This is a genomic window from Enterobacter sp. HG048 (assembly GCF_024702055.1).
GTDB lineage: Bacteria > Pseudomonadota > Gammaproteobacteria > Enterobacterales > Enterobacteriaceae > Enterobacter > Enterobacter dykesii.
In genome coordinates, this window is the sequence record NZ_JANLIZ010000003.1 from 236,547 (window position 1) to 253,891 (window position 17,345).

A 17,345-nucleotide genomic window follows, 5' to 3' on the forward strand; every position below is an offset into this window, starting at 1 on the left:
AGCGGCAAAAACATGATATAGCGCCATAAGAGAACAACTTATTAACATTAAATTAACTTGTAAAAGTCATATGCTTTATCAGTTTTACTTGTCAAACGCGTGTTTTTTCAACATATCACTAAATGTTATCGAATTCGGTGATTCAGTAAGCACAGGCAGTGAAAAATGGCGCAGACAGCGACGGGTTTTAAATGCAATAATCGGGACCGTCTCAAATTAACAACAATACCAGTACATGGTTTGCGCAAGGCGAAGGATCATTTTTATGAAGCTTAAGAACACACTCCTGGCGTCCGCACTTCTCTCCGCGACCGCCCTGTCTGCGAATGCCGCAACAGAGTTAACGCCGGAGCAAGCGGCAGCGTTAAAACCTTTTGACCATACGGTCATTGTGGGTCGTTATAATTCTATTGGCGACGCCGTCGCCGCTGCATCAAAAGCCGCTGATAAAAACGGGGCGGCCTCGTTTTATGTCGTTGACCAGTCCGATTACGGCAACAGCGGTAACCTGCGCGTGACCATCGCGCTGTTCAAAGACAATGCGCCAAAAGCTGACGCACCTAAGAACCGCGTCATCAACGGTGTTGTTGAACTGCCGAAAGATCAGGCGATTGAGCTGGAACCTTACGACACCGTCACCGTACAGGGCTTCTATCGCAGCCAGCCTGAAGTGAACGATGCCATCACCAAAGCCGCGAAAGAGAAAGGGGCCTACTCTTTCTACATCGTGCGTCAGGTCGATGCTAACCAGGGTGGCAACCAGCGTATTACCGCGTTCATCTATAAAAAAGATGCGAAAAAACGTGTTCTGCAGAGCCCGGATGCCATCCCGGCGAATTCAGAAGCAGGCCGTGCGGCAATCGCTAAAGGCGGCGAAGCAGCGAAGAAAGTTGAAATTCCTGGCGTAGCAACCACCGCTGCCCCAAGCGCTGAAGTGGGCCGTTTCTTCGAAACGCAGTCCACGAAGGGTGGCCGATATTCCGTTACGCTGCCGGACGGTACCAAAATTGAAGAGCTGAACAACGCCACTGCAGCGCAGATGGTGCCGTTCGACAGCATCAAGTTTACCGGCAACTACGGCAACATGACGGAAGTCTCTTACCAGGTCGCGAAGCGTGCGGCGAAGAAAGGGGCGAAGTACTACCACATCACCCGCCAGTGGCAGGAACGTGGTAACAACGTGACCATCAGCGCCGATCTGTACAAGTAACAACATCGTTGACGAAAGGCGGCGCAATGCCGCCTTTTTTTGTTACTTTTTTTGAATTTCTGCCTCACGTCATTGCATGCATTCGTTACACTCCGTAAAATCCCGCGCCTTAGTGTGATCCACCATTTTTATGCGCCTGAGCGAAATAATTATTCTGGATTTTGACCTTTCATAACAGGAAGCCAATGGAAAAGAAACTTGGCCTGAGTGCTCTGACTGCACTCGTTTTAAGCTCAATGCTGGGTGCAGGCGTATTCAGTTTGCCGCAAAATATGGCGGCCGTCGCCAGCCCTTCCGCGCTCATCATTGGCTGGGGCATTACGGGTGTCGGCATACTGCTGCTGGCCTTCGCCATGCTGCTGCTCACCCGCATTCGCCCGGATCTTGACGGCGGCATTTTCACCTATGCGCGCGAAGGTTTCGGCGAGCTGATTGGCTTCTGTTCCGCGTGGGGATACTGGCTGTGTGCCGTTATCGCCAACGTCTCTTACCTGGTGATCGTCTTCTCGGCGCTCAGTTTCTTTACCGATACGCCTGAGCTGCGCCTCTTTGGCGACGGAAATACCTGGCAGTCTATTGTGGGCGCCTCGGTGCTGCTCTGGTTCGTCCACTGGCTGGTGTTGCGTGGCGTACAAACGGCCGCCAGCATCAACCTGGTGGCGACGCTGGCGAAACTGGTTCCGCTCGGCCTGTTTATCGTTCTGGCCTTTATTGCGTTCCGTATGGACGTTTTCAGGCTTGATTTCAGCGGCGTTGCGCTGGGCGTTCCCGTCTGGGAGCAGGTGAAAAACACGATGCTGATTACCCTGTGGGTATTTATCGGCGTTGAAGGCGCGGTCGTGGTTTCTGCCAGGGCCAGGAATAAACGCGATGTGGGCCGCGCCACGCTGCTGGCCGTACTGGCCGCGCTCGGGGTCTATCTGCTGGTGACGCTGCTGTCGCTGGGCGTGGTGGCGCGGCCTGAGCTGGCTGAAATGCGTAACCCGTCAATGGCAGGCCTGATGGTGAAAATGCTCGGCCCCTGGGGCGACGTGGTGATTGCCGCAGGGCTGATCGTCTCCGTCTGCGGCGCTTACCTGAGCTGGACCATCATGGCGGCTGAAGTGCCGTTCCTGGCCGCGACGCACAAGGCGTTTCCACGCCTGTTTGCCCGTCAAAACCAAAACAGCGCGCCGTCGGCATCGCTTTGGCTGACCAACATCAGCGTTCAGGTTTGTCTGGTGCTGATCTGGCTCACAGGTTCAGACTATAACACCCTGCTGACCATCGCCTCGGAGATGATTCTGGTACCCTATTTCTTAGTGGGTGCGTATCTGTTAAAAATTGCCTCACGCCCGGCGCATTATGTCGTGGGTGTCGGAGCCTGTATTTACGGCCTGTGGTTATTGTATGCTTCCGGGCCTATGCATCTGCTGCTGTCGGTGGTGCTGTACGCGCCGGGTCTGCTGGTGTTTATCTATGCCCGCCGCACGCATCAGCTGGAGAACGCGCTGAAACGCCGTGAGATGGCATTAATTGGACTGTTACTGGTTGCGGCCCTGCCGGCAACCTGGATGTTAATGGGATAGCATCGCCTTTCCCATTGTTGAACTGTAAAGGAGAATACGATGGGAAATGCACCGCTTCGCCCAATACTGATTACCGGTGGAGGCCGCCGTATCGGCCTCGCCCTCGCCCATCACTTTCTCAACCTTCGCCATCCGGTCATTGTCAGCTACCGTACGGAATACCCGTCGATTGAAGGGTTACGCAAAGCCGGGGCGGTCTGCATTGAGGCAGATTTTTCGACCGATGAAGGCATTCTGGACTTTGCCGACAAGGTAAAAGCCACCACGACGGGACTGCGCGCGGTGATCCATAACGCCAGCGCATGGCGTGCCGAAAAACCCGGTACGTCACTCAGCGAGACGCTCTCCGCCATGCTGCAGATCCACGTCAATGCCCCTTATCTGCTTAACCACGCGCTGCAGGATCTGCTGCGCGGCCATGGGCACGCGGCGGGCGATATTATTCACTTCACCGATTATGTGGTGGAGCGCGGCAGCGACAAGCACATCGCCTACGCGGCCAGTAAAGCCGCTCTGGATAATATGACGCGCTCGTTTGCCCGCAAGCTCGCGCCCGAGGTGAAGGTGAACGCCATCGCCCCGGCGATGATTTTGTTTAACGAAAACGATGATGCGGAGTATCGCCAGCAGGCCCTGAATAAGTCGCTGATGAAAATTGCCCCAGGCGAAAAAGAGGTGATTGACCTTGTGGATTACCTGCTCACCAGCTGCTATGTCACCGGCAGAACCTTTGCCGTGGACGGCGGCCGCCCGCTGCGCTAGTGAAAGCGGCTCCAGAAGAAAATTAACACCCAGGCGCTGAGTGCCCAGCAGACCACCGCCCCGCTCAGCGCCAGGGGAAGACGCAGAAAACCGGTGAAATACCACAGCGAAAGTAGGTAGAGAAAATACGGAATGATAGACCACATGCCAAACACGATGGTTGTGCGTAACGCTTCCGTGCCCCGCTCAGACGCCACGATATAGTGAGCGATCAGCGCAAAGGTCGGAAACAGCGGGATTAGCCCGGCAATGTAGTAGTTTTTCGTTTTTGCCAGAATGCCAATCAGTAATACCACCAGCGCGCCCAGCGCGGCTTTAATCACCAGCCCCATATTTTCCCTATAACAATCAAGTAACAATAAGAGCCAGAATAACGGAACCGGCGTTAATTTTGAAAGATTAATGGAAGGTTAAGGTTCCGCGGTGTATGTTGGCTTTTTTCACGAAAACAGACGCTGTATGAATAAGATTGTTTATGTTGAAGACGAACCTGAAGTCGGGCAGCTGATCGCCGCCTATCTGGGTAAACATGATATGGACGTCATTGTTGAACCTCGCGGCGATCGCGCCGAAGAGGTGGTCGTCCGTGAAAACCCGGATCTGGTGCTACTGGATATCATGCTGCCAGGCAAAGACGGCATGACGCTTTGCCGCGACCTGCGCGCCCGGTGGGAAGGCCCTATCGTCCTGCTCACCTCTCTGGACAGCGATATGAACCACATTTTGTCGCTGGAGATGGGTGCCAATGACTACATTCTGAAAACCACGCCGCCTGCCGTCCTGCTTGCCCGCCTGCGCCTGCATTTGCGCCAGCACGCCAGCGTCGAACGTGAAGCGCCCGCGCCGTCACTGACGCCGCACAAAGCGATGCGCTTCGGTACGCTGTCTATTGACCCCATTAACCGCCAGGTGCTGCTCTCCGGCGAGCTTATCGCCCTCTCCACCGCAGACTTTGACCTGCTGTGGGAGCTGGCAACGCACGCCGGGCAAATCATGGACCGCGACGCGCTGCTGAAAAACCTGCGTGGCGTGAGCTATGACGGCATGGACCGCAGCGTTGACGTAGCGATTTCGCGTCTGCGCAAAAAGCTGCAGGATAACGCTACCGAGCCCTACCGCATTAAAACCGTGCGTAACAAGGGTTATCTGTTTGCCCCGCACGCCTGGGAAACCTGATTCCGTTATCTGGCTAGCATAACGTGCGCGAAATGAAGGTATTACGTAGCAATGCCCTCTCTTTCGCGCATTTATTTTTACGTTTGCGCAACAATTAACTTGCTAAGCACGCGAACTATCCCATAATTAAATCTTCATCCATCCTTTCTACAGCCAGCACTGCCCCGGCGACATGCAGACTCTTTTTTCACCGTGAAGCTCTCACGATAGCTCTCCCATAAAATCTTGAAATGAGGATTTAAGCCCATGAAATATGTATAGCTACAGTCAGGTAGAAGCCATCAAAACCAATCTGGAATGGATTGTTAATCAGGCAGCGCTTAGCCATTCCTCCCCCTCACGCGCCGATCAAAAAGCGCTCTTTGATCTCCTTGAGCTCATCCAGACTTACGAAATACTTCTGGATTTGATTAACGAATTCGGTACCGATGTGATTGATATGCACATTGCGGAAGGACTGGCCATAACGGAAACACTCATCGCCAAGGTAAAAAACAGCGCAATTGCCATGTAACACGCTTCACAGACATGAAAATATCGACGGGTTTTCACGTATATTCTGCACAAAGCGTTTTTTCGGTGAGACCCATTGAAAAAGCTGTTTGTGCAGTTATAGTGTGCAGAAAATTTGCAACTCATTGAAGTGCTTTTGTTTGTCATGATATCAGTGAGTTAGTCAGAAACGTTTAACGGACATCTACGGACGTGCAAGGTCTTTTTTATGCCCCAATCGGCGTCCCTTCTTTCATAATCCCCCAGTTCCAAAATCATATCTTTCCGGTGCGCACCTCTTTTTCTCACTGCCCTATACTTTCAGTCTGACATTTGTCTCGAAGTTTCTATGTGTGGACGTTTTGCACAAGCTCAAACGCGTGCAGCATGGTCGCACTATTTGCTTCGTGGATGGATGGTTCGAATGGAAGAAGGAAGGCGACAGGAAACAGCTCTACTTCATTCATCGGGCCGATCGACCCTTTCTTGTCTTCAAGGTAATGTCTCAAAATCACATTTGCTATGATTTTGCATTAGTCTAATCTACCCATAGCAAATTGTTGTTAACTGTTCTATTACCATCACTGTAAAAGCAATGTTTTTCATATGGTTAATAAATACAGTGAATCATATTACTAAGCCAATAGGATAGGAAAATGAAATTTCCCGGCATTCCTGATAATGAAGAAAACAGACTGAAATCGCTTTATCAGGCCGATCTTCTTGATATGAGGGACGAAGAACGTTTCGATCGTTTAACGAGACTCGCAAAGAAGGTCTTCCAGGTTCCAGTTGTTCTGATTAGCCTATTGGATCGCAAGCGGCAATGGCTTCTTGCATGCGAAGGGTTAGGAATTAGAGAAACGCCACGCGACATCTCGTTCTGTGGTCATGCCATTTTGCAGGAAGGTCCTTTCATCGTTAACGATGCGATGAACGATGACCGTTTTCACGATAATCCACTTGTTACTGGCGAGCCTCATATCCGATTCTACGCTGGTTATCCCGTGCATTTGCCGGATGGAGAAGTTGCAGGGACACTATGTCTAATCCATACCTCACCACGTCATTTCAACGCCGAAGATATTTCCTCGCTCAAAGATTTAGCATGCATCGTTGAGGATGAATTTAAGGTTATTGGTATGGCCATGACCGATAGTTTGACGAGCATACCCAATCGTCGGGGATTTTACAGTAAAGGTGAAAAGCGATTCCGAGTCCTCAATCAAACCAATGCATCGTTCAGTCTTATATTTTTTGATCTCGATAAATTCAAGCCTATCAATGATCTCTGGGGACATGCAGAAGGTGACGAAGTGTTAAAAGTGTTTGCCGATATGCTGACCCAACATCTTGATCCTGGTGATATCGCAGGTCGTCTTGGCGGAGATGAGTTTTCTGTGCTTATTGCTGATCAGAGTCGCACTGATATCTTTTTGCAAGATTTACGTAAATGTGTAGATGGTTACAATGCACATTCGGGTAAGCCATATAATATTAATTATTCTTTCGGAATGTTGCATAATGACCCGATAAAATATCCGTTGCTGGGGGAAATGCTTAAAGAATGTGATGAGGTGATGTACTCAGCTAAACGCCGGAAACATTTGTAGCTCGCTGAAGAAAAGGCCTGCCCTGACCCGTGGCAGACCTAATCAAATCTTGTATTGCCGAGCATTTAAAATTGATAACTGTAGTTCAAGCTGGCAAACCAAAGATAAGGATTATCATAGCTACCTTTGAATTGCTCCGGTGACTGGACCCGAGAAGACTGCATATTTAGGTATGATACTGCAAAACCAATATTACTTTGCGGCGTAATTTGATACTGCGCGCCTGTTGCAAAGCGCCATTCATCACCGGTTGGTAAGGAAAGGGCCACATCGTTCTGAGTTTTGCAGACTGTGTCGCTGGAGAAAGAAACGCCACCAGAGATAACAACGTCGTTTTTTTCATATGCCGTCTGCCTGATTTTAATTGTTGATATTATCTGTCCTGTTCTGGTGCCACTGCAGGGGCGGGATACCAGTTATCTTTGGCTACCACAACGCTTCCTTCAGGCTGCATAACAAAGTTAGGCGACATTATCTGCACGCTGAATTCGTTGAAGACATCCTGAATGTTGCTAAAGAGCTCGTTGCGCGCGATAGCCAGAGATTGCTCAGGCATCAACCTGACCTGAAGCTCATAGGCTACATACCAATCCATAAGCGCCAACTGACGTACCTGCGGCGCGGTTGTATGATCCACGCAATTTGTCCGCGTAGCGGCAAGTTCAAGCATGGCATGCACCTGCCGCCAGGGGGTGTCGTAACCGATGGTGACGCTAGCGGTCAAATTGACGCTGCCATCATTGTTTTGGGCGCTGAGGTTCGTAATCTTGCCGCTCACAACGACGGCATTAGGTACGGTAACCACATAGTTCTCTCGAGTGATAATCTTCGTTGCGAGCATGCCAATTTCGCTCACCTTTCCTTCATTATCTGCGACCCTGATGACGTCTCCTTTTCGCAGCGCGCGCGAGTAAATGAGCACAAGGCCACTCATGGCGTGATTCATTACTCCAGCTGAACCCAGCGTCAGCATTAAGCCAAAGAAGACGCTTATGCCTTTAAAAGCCAGCGAATTGGCGCCGGGAAAAAACGGGTAGGCTGCAGAAAGAGCAAATAACCACACAACAACAGAGAGCAGTTTTCTGGTCGCTCCGACGGTTTCCGGATGCAGCCCCGGAAAATGTAAACGCTCCGCTTCTACCTGCTTAAGTACCATCTTCAACAATTTAAGTATGATGGCCGTGATTATGAAAATAATGAGAACGATCAGCAAACCAGGTAAAGCTGAGACGATGGATAGGAAAATCTGACGAATGACGCGCAGAGACCAGTCGCCAAGCGATGTGGACCAAACCCGGGTCCAGGGAAATAGACTAAACGCCCAGCTAAGCCATACATAGAAAGCTACTATGCCCAGCAATATCATTAGCAATGCATACAAGCGGGCTTCTACAGGGCCGAGATAACGTCGCCAGTTTTTGGGGATCCATCCTCGATTCTCAGCGATCAGACGGCGACAATATCGCTTCACCCTACGCCAGGAACGCCAGGCGCCCCAAGCAAGCAATACAAAGGCCGCCAGCCCCACCGCCGTTTTCACTGTGGAAAGCACAAGCCATCCGGTGTCATATTGATCGTGAAGCGCTTTACGTTGCGCCTCCATTCGCGCCAGCACGCGTTGAGCGGCTTGATCCAGAGTCAGGTCGTCACCTTCATCAAGATCCGCCTGCGTCAACAACATTAGCGGCTTGCCATTCATCACGAAAAGTTTGCCCTGCTGGTTATAACGTGTGACGGCGACAATTTTTATCGGTTCGCGGACATCTGCCTGAGTAAAATTACGCAGCGTATTGCGGATGCGTAAAACGCGTTCTTCTGGCGTTGTCAGGCCGAACTTAGCCTGAAGCATGACGATGGGGGTATGGAAGATATAGAGCGTGCGTGCTTTCTCCTGCTCCGTCGGTTCCTGTCGGGGTTCAGCAGCAAAGGTACTAAACGCTAAGAGGGATATGGCACATGTTAAAAAAGCAAGCACTCTCTTATTCATATCCGGCACCGAGTAGCGTGTAATTATCATTTTTACTCTGCCACCCGAGCGGCAGACGCGCGATTTTCTGAGCATAGACCAGCGGTTCAGATCTGCAATATTCCTGTCAGCACCACTTCTTTCATTCAGAAAGAAGAATAATTTCATTTCGCAAATTTATTAATAAATAAATATAAAGATTACAAATTTGCAACGTTAACTATCCTTAAATGGCATTCGACATTTTCAACGGGTTTTTCTGCTTATCAATTCAGGAATGTGTCATGAAAGTTCACGTAATAACATCTGCTGTATTACTGGCACTGGCGTTATCTCAGCCGGTATTCGCGGCCGATGCGCCTTTGTCGCCTTTGATGAAACAGCTCAACAACGGCAACTGGCTGGCACAAGATGAGGCGCAGACTCTTAGTGACGAGCTCTACTATCAGGATGCTATTCAGGCTTACATTCAAACACTCCCCCTTTTGAACACTATCGGTTTGCGTGACGGTTCTGAGGCCGCATTTGGCAAAGGATATAATGTCCTGCCAATCTGGAAAGAGCGCATGGATAGCCGCGCGGTAGTGCCGACGCCAAACGGAGATGTCATTTATTCCATGAGTTACCTGGATCTGAAAGAAACGGGTCCGCTGGTGATTAAAGCGCCGGCAAACGTCATCGGCATGTTCACCGATTTCTTCCAGAAAACCATCACCGATGTGGGTGCTATCGGTCCGGACCGGGCTCGGGGTGGTTTGTATTTACTATTACCGCCTGATTATGATGGCCCCGTTCCGCAGGGTTACTACGCCTTTAAATCATCGACCTATAACGTATTCCTCTTCTTTAGAACCATCATGGGAAAAGGTGACGGTAAGCCTGACCCGGTTCCGGCAGTAAAAAATGCCGAAACCACGCGTATTTATCCGCTCTGGGATATCGAAAAAGAGGTCAAGCAGATGCAGTTCCCGGATGCCAGCGGCAAGCGCGTCAACATGATGTATCCCACCGACGCCAGCTACTGGCAGAAACTCAAAACCTTCGTGGATTACGAGCCTTTGACGGCGATTCCGGAGGAGACGCGAAGCGCATTGTTAAGTATCGGGATGATTAAAGGGAAACCTTTCTCGCCGACAGCGAAGCAGCAGGAAATGCTCAACAAAGCGGTCGTCACAGCACCTCGCATGATTCTGGCTCGCCGACAGGTTGGACGCGATGACCAGCGGCAGCTTTACTACAAAGACAGGCAGTGGGAAACCTCATGGGCGGGTGCAACCGCAGAATGGATGCAATACGGCACGCTTGATGCTAACCAACGTGCAGCCTTTTTCCAGATAGCCTATTCCAGCGCGGCCGCAATGGTAATGCATACCACGGGAGCAGGATCGAAATATCCCTTCGCGACTAAAGACAACACCGGTAAATTCCTGAACGGCAGCAACACCTACAAGCTGCATCTGCCACCAAATCCACCAGCTGCGCTGTTCTGGGCGGTAACGGCCTACAACATCACCGATGGCACCATGCCTGAAACCGATCAGTTACTCCCTTCCACTAACGGTTACTACAACATCCCGAAAAACAATGACGGCTCAATCGATCTCTGGTTTGGCCCAAACAAACCTGACGGCGTAGAGGACAGTGCGTTTATTAAAACGGTTCCTGACCGTAATTTCCTCGTTGCCCTTCGCCTATATGGTACAGAAGACGGTTTCTACGATCAGACCTGGGTACCTGACGACCTGGTTCAGACCAACAAATAATTGAGAGAAAACATGAATAAACGTTACCTCCCCCTCTTTGTTGCGCTGACACTCAGCGCAGGCGTATATGCACAAAGTGCACCGTTGACCATCCCGCATCCAACCAAGTTTGATCAGCTAACTCAACCGTCTGCTGATGTAACGATGCCTGAAAGTTATGTTAAGGCAATTGCACAGCAGGCCTACATATGGGGCTGGCCAATGGTGAACCAGTTCAACCGTCGGGAAACCATCACCAAAGCGCCTTATCCCGCACTTAATGGTGGAATGGTCCCCGTCGCGCCAATGGGTCAACTCAGCATGCTGACAGACTACATTAAGCCTGAAGAAACCTTCGTTACCTGCCCCAACCAGGATGTCGCATATGGTCTGGGTTTCTTCGAGTTAGATAAAGAGCCCATCGTCATCCAGGTACCTGATTTTGGCGAGCGTTTCTGGGTTTACGCTATCTATGATGCCCGCACCAACCAGATTGGTAATGTCGGTAAGCCTTACGGCACGAAGTCAGGATTTTATTTATTAGTCGGGCCGAACTGGAAAGGCGAAACACCGAAGGGTATTGAAGGGGTCATTCGTTCGTCTACAGAGATGGCCAACGTCATTCCACGCGTTCAGATGGACGATACACCGGAAGATCGAAAAGCGATTCAGGCTCCGATTAAAGAAATCATGACATACCCGTTAAGCCAGTTTGACGGAAAAATGAAATCCTTTGAGTACTCAAAAATCCCGGCAATTGGTGATAAACCTGATGCCAGTGCGGGCGAGACGCGATGGGTGGTGCCTGAGAAATTCTTCGACCAGTTCGCTAACGTGCTGGATAAAGTGCCACCGTTGCCTGGTGAAGAGGCAATGTACGCTCAGTACCGCCACCTGGTTGAAGCCGGGAAGAAAAATCCTGACGTTCGCAAATGGATGGATGAAGCAGCGATCGAAACGGATAAAACGGTTATTGCAGATTTCTTTAAATGGAAAAATAACGGGGTCCCGGCGGGCAACGGCTGGAACCGCTCTAAAAATAACGCCGAGTTCGGCGTGGATTACTACAACCGTACCGGAACATCGAAATCGAACATGTTCGATAACAAACCGAACGAAACCCAGTATTTCTACACCGACAATGATGCCGCCGGAGGACAGTTATCTGGCGACCATGACTACACCGTAACTTTCGCCAAAGGCGAACTTCCTCCTGTAAAAGGTTTCTGGTCATTAACGCTTTACAACAGCAAACATCTGTTTAGCCCAAATGAACTGAACCGTTACTCGCTGGGGACGAAAAATAAAAACTTGAAGTACAACGATGACGGCTCGCTGACACTGTACGTCAGCAAAACACGCCCAACAGACGATAAAGTGAATAACTGGCTTCCGGCACCAGACGGTAACCTGTCACTCTATATCCGAGCTTATTGGGGAGAGCAGCCGATTCTGGATGGCACATGGCAACCACCGAAAATTGAAACAGTGAAATGAGCCATTCTGCTGGCACCTTGTCTTGAATGAGGTGCCATGTCGATTACCATATTTAACCTGCCAGCCTTAAGGCAGGTTTTTAGGAACTTCCCCTGAAGGAGGCAGGAATTATGGCTCTCGGTTGGCGGAGGTGCTCCACCTTCAAAACGCAGAGGATAAACTGATTGTAGCTCTCGCGTAAAATCACTTATTCTTTGCTGTTCAAACATGCAGGAGATGAGTCATGACCAGCGAAACTCGCGGACGGGGAAGGCCACGAAAAACAGAAAGCACCTATGCAGATACCCGTAATGATCTGATCCGCAGCGGACTTGAATTACTTACGCAGAATGGATTTCTTTCAACGGGAGTCGATGCCATTGTCAAAAATGCCGGTGTTCCTAAAGGCTCATTTTATTATTACTTCAAGAGCAAAGAGGAGTATGCGCAGGCCGTCCTCCATGCCTATGACAGTTTCTTCGAGCATAAACTTAAAAAACACCTTCATGAACCTTTATGCGCACCAATGTTACGTCTGGAAAATTTTATCCACGATGCCTGCGATGGGATTAAAAAGTACAATTTTACCCGAGGCTGCCTTGTTGGAAATATGATGCAGGAAAGTCCGGGACTGCCACAGTCCTTTATCAAGCAGCTACAGGATGTACTTGAGAGCTGGCAAGAACTCGTTGCTTCCTGTCTGTCCGATGCACTAACTTCAGGCGAAATTTGCTCGGATATGAACGACAAACAACTGGCAGCAATTTTCTGGAGTGGCTGGGAGGGTGCCGTTATGCGTGCCAAACTTTATAGTTCTACCCAACCTGTGTACGATTTCTGGAACTATTTCAAAACATCTGTCCGTTACCAGTCGTTGCAGGAAGCAACTGAAGTACAGTAAAAGAGGAGCCGGTAGCGGCCCCTCGTTCGATCTGCAGTCCCGTATCTATTAGCTACATTTAATTACCGCACGGCCGCGAATTCCGCCATTCAGAAGTTTTTCGGCTACAGTGATGGCCTCACTCAGCGGATATACAGTCGTCAGGCTATCCAGTCTGGACTCTGGTAAATGCTTTAACGCCTGCTGCCAGATCGCCGCTCTTTTCTCTTTCGCGAACATGACGCTGTCAATCCCTTTCAGCGTAACACCACGCAGAATAAACGGAGCCACATTGCCCATCAACTCCATACCCTGAGCCATGCCACAGGCTGCAACAATACTGCCATAGCGTACCCCTGCACAGGCATTGCAGAGCGTGTGGCTGCCGACTGTATCAATGGCAGCAGCCCAGCGTTCTTTTTGTAACGGTTTACCCGGGCTTGAAAGCTCAGCACGGTTAATGATGTCGTTCACCCCGACAGTTTTATATAGCCACGAGGATTCTTCCGGCCGACCGGTAGAGGCGGTCACATGGTAGCCCATAGACGAAAGGATCATGGCCGCTATACTACCAACACCTCCGCTGGCACCGGTAACAAGTACGGATCCATCTTCAGGCTTAACACCATGATTGAGCAGCGCGTCGACACACAGCATCGCAGTAAACCCAGCTGTTCCGATAGCCATGACGTGTTTGCTATTTGCGCCTGCCGGAAGCGGCGTCAGCCACTCGCCTTTCACTCGCGCTTTTTCTGACAGTCCGCCCCAGTGCTTTTCCCCTACCCCCCAGCCAGTCAGCAGGACTTTATCACCGATTCGAAAATCAGGATGTGCGCTGTCAGACACGGTACCGGCAAAATCGATGCCTGGAACCATCGGGAAATGACGGACGATGGGGCCGCGTCCGGTAATGGCCAGGGCATCTTTGTAATTGATTGAAGAGTGATCAATGTCGACCGTAACATCTCCTTCAGGGAGTTCACTCTCGGCGATTTCAGCAATCTGAGCAGTGTATCGATCTTCGGTGCGGTTGATGACTAGCGATTTAAACACTTTTACCTCGTCTTTCTGGTTGAATGATGACTCATTTTCAGGAGTCTGGAATAATATTGACCGATCGTCTAATAATCAGCGACACTACCCCTAAGCTTCAGTAAAAATCAATTATTTTTATGTTTTTCAGAAAGAAACAGAGCACGGGATTGATACAAATCAAGAAGTGCACGACCTGGTTACATGAGTAAAAGGGTCACATTGAATCAGACAGAGTTGCTGCCACCTGGAGATTGCATAACTTGTACAAAATGAGCCTTACCTCAGCCCTTGTGAATGATGAGGTTGAATCCTGGCCAGGTATGCTTGCGCGGCCATAAAGGTTGATTTGTGCTGTTGAATACTCCTTTCAGCCCGATGATAGTTTGTGAAAAGGATGAACTTGTTTACACTGTTACCTCCTCCTCTGATGTGCTGACTTTCATGCGAAAAAAACAATTTCGTTTCAGGACTTTGATGTTGATTCTCTCTGTAGGAGGGATATTACTGACCTCTTTATTGTTGTTGAGCGCTTTGACTGTCTTCCAAAATGCAAATATTGAAGAAAGTCTGCTTAAGAGCAATGTGGCCTATGCACGAAAACTGGCCGATACGACCGATCAATATTTGAGCACCGCTCAGCAGGAGCTTTCTTATAGTGCTGGATTGATTAAAGATCTTCATGACCGAGCCCGGTTACAGGGAGAAGCCGATCGTCTGCGTCTTCAGTCTGGTTTTTTCAATTCTGTTGTCATAGTGACAGCCAATGCAGTAGTTGCCGCAACCTCTCCAGAAAGCCTGAAATTACTTGGCGTAAAACTGCAATCAGAGGCCAGTCGTCAAGCCATCACTACCCAAAAAGCATTTATATCCCAGCCATTTATTTCAGCAGCAGGTAACTATGTTGTTTTTCTTTCACAACCGATTATTTCAACTGATGGAAAATACCTCGGTTATCTGGGTGGTACCATTTATTTGAAAAAAAAGAGTATGCTTAGCGATCTTCTCGGCCAACACTTTTATGGAAATCAAGCCGATGTAAGTATAGTCACTAAAGACGGCCTCGTTATTTTTAACAAAGATCCTAAATTGATTGGTAAAGTTATTGACTTTGAACCTTTATCCCAGGTTCGTTTGAACCAGGAAGATAATGGTTATTTCACAGAGAGTCAAAAAGGAAAACAAAATCTAATTGGCTACGCAAGCATGCAGAAAGCCGAATGGAAAGTCTTCATCTCAGGAACTTCGGATAATGTGTCCCGCATTCTACTGGAAACCATTATAAATGCATTCTGGTTTACTCTTTTCATCCTTATACTGACGACCGGAACTGTAATTTTCTTTTCCGGTGTAATATCCCGCCCCCTTGAAAAACTGGCCAGTTATACACGAACTAATGACAGTGAAAAAGCGCTGATGAATCTTGCTCGCCTTAATACTGGTTATCAAGAAGCCGAACAAATCAGGGAAGCTTTCAGTCAACATTTAATAATGATGACCAAACAGGTGAGTCTCTTGAGTGATGAGGCGATGACCGATCAATTGACAGGACTATATAACAGAAAAGGTTTCTATTCCCGAATTAAAAGGCATGAACTAACGGATGAACATGCGGTGATTGCCATTGATATCGATCACTTTAAAAGAATCAACGATCGCTATGGTCATGAGGGTGGCGATTCAGTCCTGGTGAATCTGAGTAAAATGCTCCGACTGTTAACAAGTCAAGATGACATCCTCTGTAGATTCGGTGGTGAAGAGTTTATCATTTTTCTGCCTAATGTGACTCTGGAGGAAGCCTCGACTGCGGCAGAACGTATCAGAGGACTCGTAGAGAATACAACCTTCCCGGGCTCTATAAAAATCACACTATCCGCAGGAGTTGCCGAGTTATCACAGTGTGGTGGTGACATTAAAAGAGCCCTTCATTGTGCTGATTTAGCTATGTATGCCGCTAAAATGGCAGGACGTAATCTGGTGTTCTACAGTGACCCTGATGGCACCCATATTTACGATAAACCTGGTAATGATGATTAGGCAACATTGACTAAAGACAACGCCAAAGAATAGTATTTAATTACTTGATTTCCCGGTGATATTTAATGAAAAAGCTGTTCGTGCAGTTTTATCTTTTGCTTTTTGTCTGCTTCCTGGTCATGACCATGCTGGTCGGGCTGGTTTATAAATTTACCGCCGAACGTGCGGGCAGACAGTCTCTGGACGACCTGATGAAAAGCTCGCTCTATCTGATGCGCAGCGAGCTGAGAGAGATCCCGCCGCACGACTGGGCGAAAACCCTGAAAGAGCTGGACCTGAATCTGTCGTTCGATTTACGCATCGAGCCGTTAAAAGATTTTGAGCTGGATCCGCCCGCCATGCAGCGTCTGCGCGACGGGGATATCGTCGCGCTGGATGAGAAATACACTTTTATCCAGCGTATTCCGCGCAGCCATTACGTGCTGGCCGTCGGGCCGGTGCCCTATCTCTATTATCTGCACCAGATGCGCCTGCTGGACATGGCGCTGATGGCCTTTATCGCCATTTCGCTCGCGTTTCCGGTCTTTATCTGGATGCGCCCGCACTGGCAGGACATGCTGAAGCTGGAATCCGCCGCGCAACGTTTTGGCGAGGGGCACTTTACCGAACGCATTCACTTCGACAGCGGTTCCAGTTTTGAACGTCTGGGCGTGGCCTTTAACCAGATGGCCGATAACATCAATGCCCTGATCGCCAGTAAAAAGCAGCTGATCGACGGGATTGCACACGAGCTGCGCACGCCGCTGGTTCGCCTGCGCTATCGTCTGGAGATGAGCGAAAATCTGACTGAAGCGGAGTCGCAGGCCCTTAACCGCGATATCGGCCAGCTTGAGGCGCTGATTGAGGAGCTGCTGACCTACGCGCGCCTCGATCGTCCGCAAAACGAGCTGAACCTCAGCACGCCGGACCTGCCCGCCTGGCTGCAAACCCACATCGATGACGTTCAGAGCGTGAACCCTCAGCGCACGCTGTTAACGCGGGTCACGCCGGGTGATTACGGCGCGCTCGATATGCGCCTGATGGAGCGCGTGCTGGACAATCTGATGAACAACGCCATGCGCTACAGCGAAAGCACGCTACAGATTGGGCTGGATTTGCAGGGCAATCAGGCCAGCCTGACGGTGGAGGATGACGGTCCGGGTATTGCTCCGGAAGCGCGAGAAACCGTGTTTGAACCGTTTGTCCGCCTTGACCCGAGCCGCGATCGCGCCACCGGAGGATGTGGTCTGGGGCTGGCAATTGTCTACTCTATCGCGCAGGCGATGGGCGGCACGGTGCATTGCGAAGAGAGCGAGCTAGGCGGCGCGCGCTTCTGCTTTAGCTGGCCGGTGTACCATAACATCGCCCTTCCCGTCCCTGCCTGACCTCAACCGCACGCTGGCCTGACCCGG

At 49.9% G+C, this 17,345-nt stretch carries 14 protein-coding genes and 2 pseudogenes; 12 read left to right on the forward strand and 4 right to left on the reverse strand.

Going from position 1 to position 17,345, the window contains the following annotated elements; genetic code table 11:
• Positions 1-265 precede the first annotated feature (265 nt).
• From ydgH to folM, 3 genes are all read left to right on the forward strand, one after another.
• Positions 266-1,210, forward strand: a complete 945-nt coding sequence (ydgH, locus tag NUX24_RS06560) for a DUF1471 family protein YdgH (protein WP_111965689.1) — start codon at positions 266-268, stop codon at positions 1,208-1,210.
• 185 nt (positions 1,211-1,395) lie between these two features.
• Complete coding sequence (locus NUX24_RS06565) at positions 1,396-2,778, forward strand: amino acid permease (protein ID WP_257830374.1); 1,383 nt, start codon at positions 1,396-1,398, stop codon at positions 2,776-2,778.
• 39 nt (positions 2,779-2,817) lie between these two features.
• The gene (gene folM / locus NUX24_RS06570) at positions 2,818-3,540 is read left to right on the forward strand and encodes a dihydromonapterin reductase (RefSeq protein WP_257830376.1); all 723 of its coding nucleotides are present in this window, start codon (positions 2,818-2,820) and stop codon (positions 3,538-3,540) included.
• On the opposite strand, the gene NUX24_RS06575 is transcribed toward folM, so the two are convergent.
• The gene (locus NUX24_RS06575; protein WP_047652167.1) at positions 3,537-3,872 is read right to left on the reverse strand and encodes a GlpM family protein; all 336 of its coding nucleotides are present in this window, start codon (positions 3,870-3,872) and stop codon (positions 3,537-3,539) included. The two genes, folM and NUX24_RS06575, sit on opposite strands and share 4 nt — an antisense overlap.
• Positions 3,873-3,999: 127 nt before the next feature.
• Here NUX24_RS06575 and rstA point away from each other — a divergent pair, with 127 nt between their 5' ends.
• The 4 genes and pseudogenes from rstA (at position 4,000) to NUX24_RS06595 (ending at position 6,821) form a co-directional block, all read left to right on the forward strand.
• Positions 4,000-4,716, forward strand: coding sequence for a two-component system response regulator RstA (rstA, locus tag NUX24_RS06580; RefSeq protein WP_047652195.1), 717 nt, complete (start codon positions 4,000-4,002; stop codon positions 4,714-4,716).
• Positions 4,717-4,969: 253 nt separating this feature from the next.
• Positions 4,970-5,230 (forward strand): hypothetical protein, encoded by a 261-nt coding sequence (locus NUX24_RS06585; protein ID WP_047652166.1) that lies wholly within the window; start codon positions 4,970-4,972, stop codon positions 5,228-5,230.
• Between the two features lie 361 nt (positions 5,231-5,591).
• Positions 5,592-5,750: pseudogene (locus tag NUX24_RS06590) on the forward strand (SOS response-associated peptidase family protein); the annotation flags it as partial.
• A 114-nt stretch (positions 5,751-5,864) separates the two neighbouring features.
• Positions 5,865-6,821, forward strand: a complete 957-nt coding sequence (locus NUX24_RS06595; RefSeq protein WP_126328376.1) for a sensor domain-containing diguanylate cyclase — start codon at positions 5,865-5,867, stop codon at positions 6,819-6,821.
• Between the two features lie 65 nt (positions 6,822-6,886).
• Here the strand turns inward: NUX24_RS06595 and NUX24_RS06600 are convergent.
• Positions 6,887-7,144 (reverse strand): annotated as a pseudogene (locus NUX24_RS06600) (fatty acid transporter); the annotation flags it as partial.
• A 50-nt stretch (positions 7,145-7,194) separates the two neighbouring features.
• Positions 7,195-8,808: a mechanosensitive ion channel family protein gene (locus NUX24_RS06605; protein ID WP_257830508.1), complete on the reverse strand. Its 1,614-nt coding sequence runs from the start codon at positions 8,806-8,808 to the stop codon at positions 7,195-7,197.
• A 263-nt stretch (positions 8,809-9,071) separates the two neighbouring features.
• Between NUX24_RS06605 and NUX24_RS06610 the strand changes: the two genes are divergently transcribed.
• The 3 genes from NUX24_RS06610 (at position 9,072) to NUX24_RS06620 (ending at position 12,906) form a co-directional block, all read left to right on the forward strand.
• Entirely contained in the window at positions 9,072-10,550 is a 1,479-nt protein-coding gene (locus NUX24_RS06610) for a DUF1254 domain-containing protein (RefSeq protein ID WP_257830381.1), read from the forward strand.
• Positions 10,551-10,562: 12 nt separating this feature from the next.
• Positions 10,563-12,026, forward strand: coding sequence for a DUF1254 domain-containing protein (locus tag NUX24_RS06615; RefSeq protein ID WP_257830384.1), 1,464 nt, complete (start codon positions 10,563-10,565; stop codon positions 12,024-12,026).
• Positions 12,027-12,249: 223 nt separating this feature from the next.
• Complete coding sequence (locus tag NUX24_RS06620) at positions 12,250-12,906, forward strand: TetR/AcrR family transcriptional regulator (RefSeq protein ID WP_257830386.1); 657 nt, start codon at positions 12,250-12,252, stop codon at positions 12,904-12,906.
• Positions 12,907-12,954: 48 nt separating this feature from the next.
• Here the strand turns inward: NUX24_RS06620 and NUX24_RS06625 are convergent, their stop codons facing one another.
• Positions 12,955-13,938, reverse strand: coding sequence for an MDR family oxidoreductase (locus NUX24_RS06625; RefSeq protein ID WP_257830391.1), 984 nt, complete (start codon positions 13,936-13,938; stop codon positions 12,955-12,957).
• A 423-nt stretch (positions 13,939-14,361) separates the two neighbouring features.
• Between NUX24_RS06625 and NUX24_RS06630 the strand changes: the two genes are divergently transcribed.
• On the forward strand, positions 14,362-15,954 hold the full coding sequence (locus NUX24_RS06630; protein WP_257830511.1) for a sensor domain-containing diguanylate cyclase: 1,593 nt from the start codon (positions 14,362-14,364) through the stop codon (positions 15,952-15,954).
• Between the two features lie 65 nt (positions 15,955-16,019).
• Positions 16,020-17,318, forward strand: a complete 1,299-nt coding sequence (rstB, locus tag NUX24_RS06635; protein WP_033145344.1) for a two-component system sensor histidine kinase RstB — start codon at positions 16,020-16,022, stop codon at positions 17,316-17,318.
• Positions 17,319-17,345: the final 27 nt, after the last annotated feature.